Here is a 13,714-nt window from a genome sequence, read left to right as displayed (position 1 = left end):
CGCCTTTATAGCCATCGTTCAACATTTCGCCAAGCACTCAGAAATGGTGTATGTTTTTTTAAGGTTATAGTTATTAGGTTGAATGACCATGCCAGTAAATACAATTATGGGGTTATTTGCAAAGTCCCCAATTAAGCCTTTGCAACGCCACGTTGTGTGTGTCAACGAATGTTGTTCACACTTGGTGAAATTCTTTGAAGTATCTTCAAAGGGTGACTGGGAAAAAGCATCTGAAATCCGTGCACAAATTTCTCACCTAGAGAAAGAAGCGGACGTGCTGAAACGTGAAATCCGTCTAAAACTGCCTCGCGGTTTGTTCATGCCAGTAGACCGTACTGACATGCTTGAGCTTCTGACTCAGCAGGACAAACTTGCAAACCTGGCAAAAGACATTGCTGGCCGTGTATATGGTCGTCAACTTGTCATTCCTGAGGCTCTCCAACCAAACTTCCTCGCTTACGTTCAACGTTGTCTTGATGCGGCCGATCAGGCGCAAAAGGTAATCAATGAACTTGATGAATTGCTAGAAACCGGCTTCAAAGGTCGTGAAGTGACGCTCGTCGCTGAAATGATTCATCAATTAGATGTCATCGAAGATGATACCGATGCTATGCAGATTGAACTTCGTCAACAGTTGATGGCGATTGAGTCTGACATGAACCCTATCGATGTCATGTTCTTGTACAAGATTCTTGAATGGGTAGGTGGTATTGCCGACCAAGCGCAGCGCGTAGGTGCTCGTTTGGAAGTCATGCTATCTCGATCTTAAAACATAAAGTTAACGACATAACGAAGAGCATAATAAACACGTGTCATAGGGATGATGACTATTTTCATCGTCTTATGGTTTGGCGCGCGTAAAATTTTGTTCCGCTTGTTATAAAACAACTAGGTATTACGATGGATATCCTTGCGAACTACGGCACTGTCCTGATTATTGTTGCAGCGATTTTTGGTTTCATGATGGCGATTGGTATTGGCGCGAACGACGTTGCTAATGCGATGGGTACATCAGTAGGTTCAAAAGCGCTAACCGTAAAACAAGCTATCATCATTGCGATGATCTTCGAATTTGCAGGTGCTTACCTTGCAGGCGGTGAAGTAACCGACACTATCCGTAAAGGTGTAATCGAAACTTCTTTATTTGCTAGTCAACCTGACGTTCTTGTCTACGGTATGATGTCTGCTCTTTTGGCTGCGGGTACATGGTTACTTCTTGCCTCTTACATGGGCTGGCCAGTATCTACGACTCACTCAATCATCGGTGCAATCATTGGTTTTGCATGCGTATCAGTAGGTACTGAAGCGGTTGACTGGGGCAGCGTTCAAGGCATTGTTGGTAGCTGGGTTATTACACCAGTGATTTCAGGTTTCTTTGCGTACGTTATCTTTGTCAGCGCACAACGTCTGATTTTTGATACTGAGAACCCGTTATTCAACGCCAAACGTTTTGTTCCTGTTTACATGTTCATCACAACAATGGTGATTGCACTTGTAACTATCAAAAAAGGTCTAAAACACGTTGGTCTTCACCTAACCAATGGCGAAGCTTGGATGTGGGCAGCAGCAGTTTCAGCACTCGTGATGGTTGGCGGCTACGTATACATCCAGAAAAAATTCGCTAATCGCGAAGAAGACCGCAGCTTTTCTGGCGTGGAAGGTATCTTCAGCGTTCTGATGGTTATCACCGCTTGTGCAATGGCATTTGCACACGGTTCAAACGACGTTGCAAACGCCATTGGTCCACTGTCTGCTGTCGTATCGACTGTTGAACATATGGGCGAAATCAGCACGAAAAGCACCATCGCTTGGTGGATTCTACCTCTTGGTGGTATTGGTATCGTGGTCGGTCTTGCGACACTGGGTCACAAAGTAATGGCAACCGTTGGTACAGGTATCACTGAGCTAACTCCTAGCCGTGGTTTTGCAGCTCAGCTAGCAACCGCTTGTACTGTTGTTCTAGCTTCTGGTACTGGTCTGCCAATCTCAACCACTCAAACATTGGTTGGTGCGGTTCTCGGTGTTGGCTTTGCTCGTGGTATCGCGGCACTAAACCTGGGCGTGGTTCGTAACATCGTGGCATCATGGATCGTTACACTACCAGCAGGTGCACTATTGGCCGTTGTATTCTTCTACGGACTTCAAGCGATGTTCGCTTAAGACACTCGTCAATAGAATGTAAGCGCTTTGTCATTATTGACTCAAACGCACAGAAAGGGAGGCTTTGCCTCCCTTCTTTGTTGCACCGAAGTTTGAAACTGCATACTATTCGTCTATTTCCGGCTCCAATCATTCGGTGCCAACGCTGTCTCCAAGAAAAATCGTTAAGGGATTTACTGTGAAAAAACTAATCATCACGGTTTTGTTTACTTTGCTAGCAGCGCCAGCGGCCCTAGCAGCAGACCGTTATATTTCTGATGACCTCTTCACTTTTATGCACTCAGGTCCAAATAACACCTACCGTATTATTGGTAGTGTTAATGCCGGTTCTAAAGTACAACTGATTAAAACCAACCGAGATACTGGCTATACGCAAGTTCGTGATGACCGAGGTCGTACTGGTTGGGTACAAAGCAAGTTTGTGACAAACCAAGAAAGCATGGCGATTCGCCTTCCTCGCATTGAGAAAGAACTAGCAGAAGTGAAAGAGCAGCTTGCTAACGCTCGTAAAACTTCTGATGCAGAGAAAGCTGGCCTTGTTACCTCTCTAGAAACGCGCAACCAACAAATTTCCGATCTTGAGAATAAATACTCTGAGATCAGCGACCAGCTTACTTCTGTTGAGACAGAAAACCGCGAGCTGCGCGCTAAACTGGATACACAAAAAGACGACATGCTGCTTAAGTACTTCACTTATGGCGGCGGTGTTGCAGGTTTAGGTTTGCTATTTGGTTTGATTCTTCCGCATATCATGCCTCGTAGAAAACGTTCACCTGCGGGTTGGGCATAAGTCCTTCGCCCTTTTATCTATAAAAAAGAATGCAAAAGCCAGTCGATATTCGACTGGCTTTTTTGTTTGCTTAGTTTTACAGAAATCTGCACTACTCCCCCATTGAACTAGACGCTCGACGACGATCCGTTGCGCCATAAAGCTTGCCATCTTTTAGCTCAATTGCATTCAAACCACTTACCACTGGAATAACGTGTACTGGGTAGCCAAGCTCCATAAACTCCGGCACCAACATTTCTGCGAAGGTTTTCTTCTCCACTAGCAAGCCTGTTGGGTCATACGGCTTCGTGCGGTCTATCTTGGTGCCGTACTGGATGTTTGGTAAGTCAATAGCCTCTTGCGCTGATAAGTTCCAATCCAGTACCCCAACCACAGTTTTAAGCACATAACCTGGAATTTGCGAACTGCCCGGAGAGCCAACTACTAAGCGCAGATTGCCATCGCCGTCCATCACCATTAATGGCGTAATGGCTGAGCGTGGACGCTTACCCGCTTCAATCGAGTTTTGAGTAGGCTTGCCGTTAACCGTTGGTTGAGGTGAAAAGTTTGCCATTTGTGCATTCAAGATAACGCCATCAACCATGACACCAGATCCCATTCCCGTACCAACGGTGCTGGTCATAGCAATCGCATTACCTTCCCTATCAACGATAGAAATGTGCCCTGTATCTTTGCTCTCGAAGCCTTGATATTGCGCATACTGAGTTTGCGTTATCTGTCCGGCTTTTGGATTCTCTTTCGAGGTGCCATTATCAGGGATTAAATCACGTCTCTGGTCCAAATAGGTTTTAGATAACAATTGTTCAACTGGTGCTTCCACATAATCCGGATCTCCGGCATACGCAATACGATCAGCTTTTGCTAAGCGCATCGCCTCGGTCATTAAACGCCAAGGCTCTACATCAGTTAGTGCCATCTGAGATATATCGTACGGCTCCAGCAGTTTCAGACTTTGAGCGACCATCACACCACCAGAGGCCGGGTAACCAAACGAAACGATTTTGCTGCCCCGATAATCGCTTTCAATAATATCGCGAGATTTCACCTGATAGTTTTTAAAGTCCTCTAACGACAATTTCTCATGCTGATCGTTAATACGACGATTCACCGTATCAACAATATGTTGACCAAGTGCACCACCATACAAATAGCGATCGCCTTGCTGAGCTATTTTCTCTAGCGTCTCAGCCATTTTAGGGTTCTTCATTAACGTCCCTGTTGGCTTCACTTCATCATCTTGCCAATACAAGGCTTTAATTTCTGGATCGCGAGCCAAACGGGATTGCTCTCGCACGACGATATCATAGGTATAGCTGTTCATCGCGTACCCATCACGCGCGAGCTTAATCGCAGGTTGAACCAACTCAGACCATGGTAATTTGCCGTATTGCTCATGAGTGGAATAAAGCAGACGTAAGGTGCCCGGCACTGCAACGGAGCGAGGCCCCAAAATTTCATCGCGGCTGAGTGCTTTCCCATTTTCAATAAACATCTCAGGGTGAGCGCTAGACGGCGCTTCATCTCGCCCATCAAGGGCTAAAAACTTCTGCTTGTCATGTTGATAAAACAGCGCGAAAGTACCGCCGCCAATTCCCGTCATATCCGGTTCAACCACAGACATCACCATCTGCATCGCGACCATGGCATCAACGACGTTCCCGCCCTCTTTCAATATTGAATAACCAGTGCTGCTCACGTAAGGGTTGGTCGCGCTGACCATAAAATCTTGTCCGTTATTATCTGGTGTTATAGGGAAAGGGGGCGGCTTTGCTGCGTAACTTAACGACGCAACAACACTTAAAGAAAAAATCAGAATACGCATGTGTCTCTGTGTAGACTCCTGTTATTTCATGGGGTCTAACGTGGACCAGGTCGTGATGACGAAGTTCGTCAATGTGGCGTTTTTTTACACAACGCTGACTGGAATCGCGCTATCAATAGTTGAACGATATTGGTGCTATTTAAACGACTTAGAAAAGCTATATTTTGCTTGTTTGAGTATCTAAAAATCATCACCAGAATAGATGCAAAAGGTGTTCTGAAAAATAAAAAAGCCAGCGATATGATTTCGCTGGCTTGATGTGTTGCTATAACAGTTACCCTTTCCACTCATACAACGCTGGTATACGAATTTGCTCACCTTGGAACTCGACAATCACCGCTTGCGGTTGTATTTCTCTTAATGTGACCTGCCCATCAACAACGTCTCCTTGATGATATTCAACATTGTTAATTTTCACCCAGCGCCGATTTTCATCACTGGCGTACATGTGAGTTTGCAAATTGAGCGCAGGTAAACGCCCTTGCCATTGGTGAGCGTTGCGCTCTAAATCGTTCACGCGCACCGTTTGTGGTGAAGGCGCATCATCTCGGGATAACGCATTTTCGACCTTTCGCGCCAAATCAGGAGATAATGAGGACAAGTCAAGATCATCCAGAGACAAACCTAGGTCCTCTTCAACTACTGAAGTGCCTTGAGTTGATACAGATGTTTCTATCTCGTCTTTGTTTGCTGTATTACTCACGTATTCATCAGATGTTGCAAACGTACCAAAATCACGAGACAGCTCTGCACTTGGCCACTCTCTTGGCAATTGCGCCAACTGAGTAGTTTCAGGATAGTCCAATGCTTTGAACGGTTGTTCCGCTTCCATCTTAGCCTTAGGGGCGGAAGTACTAACTTCAGCATGAGGCGTAAGGAGATCTAAATACCAAGCAACTCCGATTGCAGCAACGGTGATCGGCAACAAGAACAAACCAATATGTTTCATGGCTGACATTATGCGTCCTCCTTCTCGATTCGTGCCAGTTGAGGCGCATCTGGCTGCACGTTTTGTTGAAGACGATCTAGCGTCCGCTTACCTGCAATGCCGTCGACCCCAATACCTTGCCAACGTTGGAATAACTCAACTCGCTCTTTCATCGCACCATCAAAAATAGACGTTTCAAGCAGTGGCTCACTTACCGCTTCTGCTAATAATCGGTCTAATACTTCGATCGCAGGGCCTTCCATGTCTAAACGTAATGTCTCTTTCAACGGCGCTTGCCACAGTTCAATGATATTGCCTTGCCACATCGGCTTTAGCCACGAAATAGGCAGACGCAGACGCTGCTTGCCATTGAGCACTTCGACTTTGTCATTACCGACGGCGTACAAAATGACATACCCAACATCACCTTGATAATTCAACTCCAAAATCACAGGGCGATTTTGTTGCATCAGCAGCGGCCAGGTCGCCATTTTACGCTCACAACGCATGGTCGATTGGGGTTCTGATAAACAAAGATTGTCGCGAACCGATGCTTGATAACCCCACAAACGATACAAATCATTCACGGCGAGATTCGACTGTTTTTGTGCTAACAATAAGTCACGCTGATCATCTGTCAATTGTTGGTTGACGACTATTGGCGTTGGCTCCTCTCTTGGTGCGGTCACTTGCGCCAACACTGACGTTGCTTGAGCTGGCATATAATTAACGACCGCCCACCCCGTACCTAATGCAGCAATAAGACCCAACGTAACAGAGCCCCAAGCAGGCCAGCGGAAAGTACGGCGCTCTTTTTTATCTTGCTGATAAATATCTGCCTGAAACTGCATCACCTCTTCACAGGCCTGCTGAACGGTTTGCTTATCCACCACCACATTACCTTGGTGATAACTGATGTTGAGAGATTTATCACAGATAAGATTAATCAAGCGCGGGATGCCGTGACTGTATTTGGCAATGAGTTTACAAGAAGCACGATTAAACAGTTGCTGGTCACCACCTGCCGTATGTAATCGAAACGCGATGTAATCTTCTGTCTCTTTTTCATCCAACGGCAACAAGTGATAACGCCCAGTAATGCGCTGAGCGAGCTGGCGTAGTTGCGTCGTTTGTAATAACCGCTGTAATTCAGGCTGTCCGACCAACAACACTTTGAGCAGTTTTCTGGTATCGGTTTCCAAGTTGGTCAACAAACGTAGCTGCTCTAAAACGTCGGCAGCAAGGTGTTGAGCCTCATCAATGACCAGCAATGTCTGCCAGCCTGAACGATAATTACGCAGCAAGTATTTGTGAATCACTTGGTTTAGCTGTTTGAGGTTTGCATCTGGCGGGTAAGTAATTTTGAATTCATCGCAAATAGCTTCGAGCAAGTCTCGACTCGAAAACGTGGGATTTAGGATCAGACCCGCTTTGGTGTTATCACCTAAATTCGCCAGCATCGCTTTTGCGACGGTCGTTTTGCCTGTACCCACTTCGCCAGTAAGCATAGCAAAACCACCGCCATCGCCTAGCCCGGCTTGGAGATGTGTGATTGCCTCTTTGTGACGTTGGCTTAAATACAAATAACGCGAGTTTGGAACAATCGAAAATGGTTGTTCTACAAACCCAAAAAAGTCCTTATACATTAGGCTCTCCAGCTAAAAAACCACCAGGGAATAGTCAGATATAATATAAACATAGCTGCATCTACTCTCGGGAGTAAAGAAAAGTACCATTGCTTGCTACAATGTCCAACGGCATATCAATAAATTAAGAGGTAATTCGTGCAAGTTTATTTAGTAGGTGGCGCAGTTCGAGATAAATTGCTCGGAATTGATAGTTATGACAACGACTGGGTGGTCGTAGGTGCGACTCCCGAGATGATGCTGTCCCAAGGGTACACCGCCGTTGGCAAAGACTTTCCTGTATTTTTGCACCCAAAAAGTAAAGAAGAACATGCACTTGCGCGAACGGAAAGAAAGTCAGGGTGTGGTTACACTGGCTTTGAGTGTTTCTTTGATCAAAGTGTCACCTTAGAAGAGGATTTAATTCGTCGTGATTTAACCATTAACGCGATGGCAATGGATGATGCAGGTAAGCTCCATGATCCTTACGGCGGCCAGAAAGATCTCAATAATAAACTGCTACGCCATGTATCAGACGCTTTTGTCGAAGATCCTCTACGCGTTTTACGTGTCGCTCGCTTTGCAGCCAAGCTGGCTGATCTAGACTTTACGGTTGCCGACGAAACCATGCAGTTAATGCGCTACATGGCAGAGTCTGGGGAGCTGAGCACACTGACTCCCGAGCGTGTTTGGCAAGAATGGCATAAGTCCCTCTCCACCCCTCGCCCTGATATTTTCTTATCGGTTCTAAGAGATTGTGGTGCATTGACCGTTGTTTTACCTGAAATTGATGCACTATTTGGCGTACCTCAACCAGAAAAATGGCATCCAGAAATCGATACAGGCATCCATACTTTGATGGTGGCAGAGCAAGCCGCAAGATTGAGTGACTCACTCCCCGTCAGATTTGCCGCTCAAGTGCATGACTTGGGCAAAGGGGTGACGCCAGAGAGCGAATGGCCAAGCCACAGAATGCATTGTCATACAGGATTAAAACTGATCAAAAAGCTGTGCGAGCGTGTCCGTGTACCGAATGAGTTTCGTGATTTAGCCTTGATGGTGTGCGAACAGCACTCCAATATCCATCGTGCGGCCGAGTTAAAGCCGCAAACCATCATAAAAATACTCAACAAATTCGATGTGTGGCGCAAAGCTGAGCGCTTAGAAGATATTTTAATATGCTGTCAGGCTGACCATGCGGGTCGAAAAGGGTTAGAAGAGAAGCCTTATCCTCAAGCTGAGATTTTTACCCACGCTTATCAAGCCGCAGCCGCCGTAGATGTTCAGAGCATCATTAAGGATGGATTTAAAGGCCCGGCAATACGTGATGAACAAGAAAAGAGACGGATTGAAGCGGTAAGAGTCGCTTTGAATAAGTGATCTGAGCTCAGATTAATTAACCGAGTTGTATTCATGCCAGGTCATTCCAGCGAGCCTTAGCGAGATTAGGAATCTAATATCAGCACGCAGGGAAGTTTTAGAAATGGCCAACGCTACAAGAAACTCGGAGAGAAGGTTCTGAACCTCGCGCCTTCGTCGCTGTTCAGAATGACGTTGTGGTTTAGGTATGCAGCTTGCGGTTAAGCAAGCTGCCAATCCGTCGCGTTATCAAGCGCTAAGCAAGAACGCAAACAAACCGAAACCTAGAATCAGACGGTAAATCACAAACGGTGTCATGTCCATTCGTGAAATCATCTTTAAGAAAAAGTGGATACAAATATATGCACTGATAAACGATGTGATGATACCAGTCAGCAAGAAGCCAATATGGACAGGTTCACCACTGGTCACTAGCTTCATACCTAAGTAGCTACCAGCCAATGTAATGATAGGGATCGACATTAAAAATGAAAAGCGCGCAGCCGCTTCTCGAGTAAAGCCGAGGTAAAGTGCAGCCGTAATGGTCGCCCCTGAACGCGACGTTCCAGGAATCATCGCTAAGGCTTGGGCAATACCGATAAACACGGCTTTCTTCCAACCCGTTTGGTATTCATCCGCAACCAACTTAGCGTTTTTGTCTACCCACCAAAGCAACAAACCAAATACGATCGTTGTGGTCGCGATGACATAAGCGCTACGTAGATACACTTCAATGATGTCTTTCATCAACAAGCCAAACACACAAGCTGGAATCGTGGCGATCACGATCATCCAAGCAAGTTTTGCTTCTTTACTCCGATCTCCTTTAAAGATCGAAGCAAATAATGCCTGGAACAGAGTGATCACTTCATGGCGAAAATAGATCACTACCGCCATTAATGTACCGACGTGAACAGCAACATCAAAAGCTAGACCTTGGTCTTCCCATCCCAAAATGGCGGAGGGCAGGATCAAATGGGCAGAGCTCGAAATAGGCAAAAACTCTGTCAGACCCTGAATCAGAGCCAGAATAAAGGCTTCAAAATAACTCATGTAAACAACTCAAATTAAAAATGAAAAAGAAACAGGTTTGAGTGAATCGACTGGCTGCATTCCATGCCAAATATCTGCGACTGTGCGTCCATCGCCTGGGATCACTAATTGAGGTTCGAGATCATACAGAGGCTTTGTGACAAAAGGATATTTGTAGATATCACTGCGAGGTAGCTCAGGTTTTTTCGTGGAGACGCATTCACCGAACAACACTATATCGAGATCCAGTGTTCGATCCTGATACTTTTGCGCATTTTCTTCGCGTCCCCACTTAAATTCAATCTCACGTAGCTGATGACTCAACTCTTCTAATGACAACTCGGTACGCATTGCAACGACAAAGTTGTAGAAGTTCTGGCTGCTAAAACCAATAGGTTCACATTCATATACCGGCGATACGAGGAGATTTTCTCCAAGCTGTAGTAGCTCCTGATACGCAGCGAGCGCATGTTGCTCTCTTTCTACATTCGTACCAACACCGATATAGGTGGTGATCATGCTTGACCTCGCTCAATCACAACACCAACAGCGCGTGCTTGTGGCACTGCACCAGGCTTTGCTAAACGGATTTTCACCCAAGGTACAGAGAAACGCTGCATGATAAGCTCTGCCACTTCTTCGGCTACACGTTCAACCAACAGAAAACGACCATTTTCAATGTGGCTCAGTACCGCCTCACTCACTTGCGAGTAATCCAACGCATCTTGCACATCATCACTTTTGCCCGCAGGTTTATTATCGTGTGCCATTTCAATATCTAGAACCAACTTTTGTTTGATTTGTTGTTCCCAGTCGTACACGCCAATCGTGGTGATTACTTCTAATTGTTCAATAAAAACTTTATCCAGAGCCATCTTATGTCCTTCTATTACAGAGGTCGGATACCCGTGAGGGGTAATTTGATCGTAGTATTCTATACCTAAGTAACATTTACTTGGGTCATCACAATGTTACTTAGGTATAAACTGCGAAAGCATCTTTATATACAAGAAATCACATAATGCAAGCTCTATCACAGTGAGGATTTCTGCATTATGTGAATTCGAGGTATGATAGCAACTACGCGGGAACCGAGCATTAAATTCCAATCCATCAAGGACTTCTATGGACGCACTGGCACTGATAATGACAATGGCCGCCTATTTACTGGGTTCGGTTTCCAGTGCGGTTTTGATCTGTCGACTCTTAAAACTGCCAGATCCACGCAGTGTAGGCTCCAACAACCCTGGAGCAACGAACGTATTGCGTATTGGCGGACGAGGAGCCGCTGTTTCAGTCTTGTTGTGCGATATGCTCAAAGGCACCATCCCCGTATGGGGCGGATACTTTCTTGGTATCGACCCTATCATTCTTGGCGTCATCGCCATTGCTGCCTGTCTTGGCCACATGTACCCCATCTTTTTCCACTTTAAAGGCGGAAAAGGTGTCGCAACAGCGCTTGGCGCTATCGCTCCGATTGGTTTGGACTTAACAGGATTAGTGATGTTAACTTGGCTGTCAGTAGCCGCGCTATTCCGCTATTCATCCTTAGCGGCTCTCGTCACGGTTTTGGTCACTCCGTTTTATACTTGGATGTTTAAACCGCAATACACGTTACCTGTTGCTATGCTGTGTTGCTTAATCGTATTTAAGCATCATCAAAATATTCGGCGGCTTTTGTCTGGCGATGAGCCCAAAATTGGCGAAAAGAAACTGACACAAAAAAACTCGGCTTAATGCCGAGTTTTGTTTAGAGAGCGATGCATTCATTGGTTATGCATGAACTCGATTCAGGAAGTTCAACAACATTTGGTTGACGAATTCCGGCTGTTCTAAACAACTGATGTGTCCCGCTTGCGGAATTTCTACCAACTCACTGCCCGTGATACAGTCTTTCATTAAATACGATTCGAAAACCGGGCGAGGCTTATCTTCACAGCCCACCGCAATTAACGTCGGCAGAGCGAATTTTTCCGAATCTTCAATCACATCACGGCGACCAAACACCATGCGCCCTATGCGAGCTACTTCCACTGCACGCTCACCATTCAGGTCTTCTAAACTGCGTTTGAATGAAGCGACAAGTTTAGGGTTATCCTGATTGACGTTGTTGGCAAAGAACAGCGGCACAACGGCTTCAATAATTGGCGCAGGCACTGCTTGAACTTGGCTGATAGTATCCAGCATTGCAAAATACTTCTTATACGTAACTTCTGGCTCCCAGCCAATGAAGGTATCCATCAATACCAGTGATTTCACACGTTGCGGTGCTTGAGCCGTCAGTTCCGCTCCCCACATGCCGCCAACAGATAAGCCCACCACAGAAAACTCTTCAATATCCAAATGATCCATCAACGCCAACATATGTTGTGCATAATCAACTAATGACTCTGTCGATGTAGGGGCCGCTTCTGACTCACCATGTGCCCACAAATCTGGCACAATACAACGATATGACTGGCTTAAAACTTCAATTTGTGGCGCCCACATTTGGCTATCCCACAAATAACTGTGACCAAACAGTAATACTGGACCATCACCTTTATCAAGGTAAGCAAGTTGCTGACCTTCAATTTCAAACTTATTCATTGTTATATCCATTTCTTATTCTTCCGCACTATCCTATCACTGAAGCGATACCGAACTGCTCGCATCAGTCAGAATGTAAACGAAGCTTTTCATTGAATAGCTAAAAATAAAGGCCTCTGATGAGCAGAGACCTTTATCGTTGTGAATCTATTTCAAACCTACCGCATAAGTTTGATTAAGCAACTGGCGTAAGTTGGTCAATCGGCCAACGTGGGCGAGCCTCTACCGACATATCGGCCACTTCGCCATTCTTCAAACGCTGCATACCAGCGTAAGCGATCATCGCACCATTATCCGTACAGAACTCAGTTCGTGGGTAGTAAACCTCGCCGCCAACTTTCTTCGCTAGCTTCTCTAACTCTGCACGTAAACGACGGTTAGCACTCACACCACCAGCAATAACAATACGCTTCATGCCTGTTTGCTCAAGCGCGCGTTTACATTTAATCGCCAATGTTGCACACACGGCTTCTTCAAATGCCAGTGCGATGTCTGCGCGAGTTTGCTCGTCATCGCCATTCGCAGCAATCGTATTTGCTGTAAAGGTTTTCAGGCCAGAGAAACTCATATCCAAGCCAGGGCGATCAGTCATTGGGCGCGGGAACTTAAAGCGACCCGGCGTGCCTTTTTCTGCCAGTTTAGACAACAGCGGGCCGCCTGGGTAATCCAACCCCATTAGCTTCGCTGTTTTATCAAACGCTTCGCCCGCCGCATCATCAATCGACTCACCCAGAATTTTGTACTCACCGATGCCTCTCACTTCGACCATCATCGAGTGACCACCCGACACCAACACTGCCACAAACGGGAATTGTGGTGGGTTATCTTCCAGCATTGGAGCCAACAGGTGACCTTCCATATGATGAACAGGTACAGCAGGCACTCCCCAAGCATAAGCAATACTGCGACCAATAGTAGCGCCCACTAATAGTGCACCAACGAGACCCGGCCCCGCGGTGTACGCGACACCATCAATGTCTTTCGAAGTTAAGTTCGCTTCTTTTAGTGCCTCTTTAATAAGAGGAATGGTTTTCTTTACATGGTCACGTGAAGCCAACTCAGGCACCACACCACCGTAATCTGCGTGCAGTTTTACTTGGCTGTAAAGCTTGTGTGACAGCAGACCTTTTTCATCGTCATAAATCGCGATGCCAGTCTCGTCACAAGAGGTTTCAATACCGATAATGCGCATGGTTTTCTCAGTATGCTTTCTGTATAGAGGAAATTTGGGCGTCATATTACCTCGCCTTGGTGCTGCAAACAAATTTTGTACAGACAATAATCGACAAAAGGCTTTACAAAGTAGTTGTGATCGGATTAAAATTCCGCACCATTTTTGATCAAGCTGGTAAGAGACCAAACAATTGTGATTTGGTCTGTTGAATACCAGCGTTAACGAATAACCCCTG

13 protein-coding genes are annotated in these 13,714 nt (G+C 45.9%); 5 read left to right on the top strand and 8 right to left on the bottom strand.

What is annotated here, in order from left to right:
- Positions 1-88: 88 nt before the first annotated feature.
- The 3 genes from ACWPOD_RS13370 (at position 89) to ACWPOD_RS13360 (ending at position 2,950) form a co-directional block, all read left to right on the top strand.
- Positions 89-769 (top strand): TIGR00153 family protein, encoded by a 681-nt coding sequence (locus ACWPOD_RS13370; protein ID WP_031780508.1) that lies wholly within the window; start codon positions 89-91, stop codon positions 767-769.
- 131 nt (positions 770-900) lie between these two features.
- Positions 901-2,160: an inorganic phosphate transporter gene (locus ACWPOD_RS13365; protein WP_456231941.1), complete on the top strand. Its 1,260-nt coding sequence runs from the start codon at positions 901-903 to the stop codon at positions 2,158-2,160.
- A gap of 178 nt (positions 2,161-2,338) precedes the next feature.
- Positions 2,339-2,950, top strand: a complete 612-nt coding sequence (locus ACWPOD_RS13360; protein ID WP_167426907.1) for a TIGR04211 family SH3 domain-containing protein — start codon at positions 2,339-2,341, stop codon at positions 2,948-2,950.
- A 91-nt stretch (positions 2,951-3,041) separates the two neighbouring features.
- Here the strand turns inward: ACWPOD_RS13360 and ggt are convergent, their stop codons facing one another.
- The 3 genes from ggt to ACWPOD_RS13345 form a co-directional block, all read right to left on the bottom strand.
- On the bottom strand, positions 3,042-4,772 hold the full coding sequence (gene ggt, locus ACWPOD_RS13355; protein WP_167426908.1) for a gamma-glutamyltransferase: 1,731 nt from the start codon (positions 4,770-4,772) through the stop codon (positions 3,042-3,044).
- A 274-nt stretch (positions 4,773-5,046) separates the two neighbouring features.
- Positions 5,047-5,730: a general secretion pathway protein GspB gene (locus tag ACWPOD_RS13350; protein WP_167426909.1), complete on the bottom strand. Its 684-nt coding sequence runs from the start codon at positions 5,728-5,730 to the stop codon at positions 5,047-5,049.
- Positions 5,730-7,346: an ExeA family protein gene (locus ACWPOD_RS13345; protein ID WP_167426910.1), complete on the bottom strand. Its 1,617-nt coding sequence runs from the start codon at positions 7,344-7,346 to the stop codon at positions 5,730-5,732. The genes ACWPOD_RS13350 and ACWPOD_RS13345 overlap by 1 nt, the downstream gene beginning before the upstream one ends.
- A gap of 138 nt (positions 7,347-7,484) precedes the next feature.
- Between ACWPOD_RS13345 and ACWPOD_RS13340 the strand changes: the two genes are divergently transcribed.
- On the top strand, positions 7,485-8,705 hold the full coding sequence (locus ACWPOD_RS13340; RefSeq protein ID WP_167426911.1) for a multifunctional CCA addition/repair protein: 1,221 nt from the start codon (positions 7,485-7,487) through the stop codon (positions 8,703-8,705).
- A gap of 228 nt (positions 8,706-8,933) precedes the next feature.
- Here ACWPOD_RS13340 and ACWPOD_RS13335 read toward each other — a convergent pair whose 3' ends face one another.
- The 3 genes from ACWPOD_RS13335 to folB are packed head-to-tail and all read right to left on the bottom strand — an operon-like array spanning position 8,934 to position 10,591.
- A complete protein-coding gene (locus ACWPOD_RS13335) occupies positions 8,934-9,737 on the bottom strand; it encodes an undecaprenyl-diphosphate phosphatase (protein ID WP_167426912.1) in 804 nt (267 codons plus the stop codon).
- 9 nt (positions 9,738-9,746) lie between these two features.
- On the bottom strand, positions 9,747-10,235 hold the full coding sequence (gene folK, locus ACWPOD_RS13330; RefSeq protein WP_145473220.1) for a 2-amino-4-hydroxy-6-hydroxymethyldihydropteridine diphosphokinase: 489 nt from the start codon (positions 10,233-10,235) through the stop codon (positions 9,747-9,749).
- Positions 10,232-10,591 (bottom strand): bifunctional dihydroneopterin aldolase/7,8-dihydroneopterin epimerase, encoded by a 360-nt coding sequence (folB, locus tag ACWPOD_RS13325; protein WP_005395977.1) that lies wholly within the window; start codon positions 10,589-10,591, stop codon positions 10,232-10,234. Before folB ends, folK begins: the two co-directional genes overlap by 4 nt.
- Before the next feature lie 250 nt (positions 10,592-10,841).
- Here folB and plsY point away from each other — a divergent pair, with 250 nt between their 5' ends.
- Positions 10,842-11,453, top strand: a complete 612-nt coding sequence (gene plsY, locus ACWPOD_RS13320; RefSeq protein WP_005379857.1) for a glycerol-3-phosphate 1-O-acyltransferase PlsY — start codon at positions 10,842-10,844, stop codon at positions 11,451-11,453.
- Positions 11,454-11,489: 36 nt separating this feature from the next.
- On the opposite strand, the gene ACWPOD_RS13315 is transcribed toward plsY, so the two are convergent.
- Both ACWPOD_RS13315 and tsaD read right to left on the bottom strand, forming a co-directional pair.
- Positions 11,490-12,305, bottom strand: coding sequence for an alpha/beta fold hydrolase (locus tag ACWPOD_RS13315; RefSeq protein ID WP_053808554.1), 816 nt, complete (start codon positions 12,303-12,305; stop codon positions 11,490-11,492).
- Positions 12,306-12,480: 175 nt separating this feature from the next.
- On the bottom strand, positions 12,481-13,497 hold the full coding sequence (gene tsaD / locus ACWPOD_RS13310) for a tRNA (adenosine(37)-N6)-threonylcarbamoyltransferase complex transferase subunit TsaD (protein WP_167427114.1): 1,017 nt from the start codon (positions 13,495-13,497) through the stop codon (positions 12,481-12,483).
- Positions 13,498-13,714 lie beyond the last annotated feature (217 nt).

The organism is Vibrio sp. JZG120 (assembly GCF_053890955.1).
Note: the sequence above shows the minus strand (reverse complement) of the source record. Positions and strands in the feature narration are given on the sequence as shown.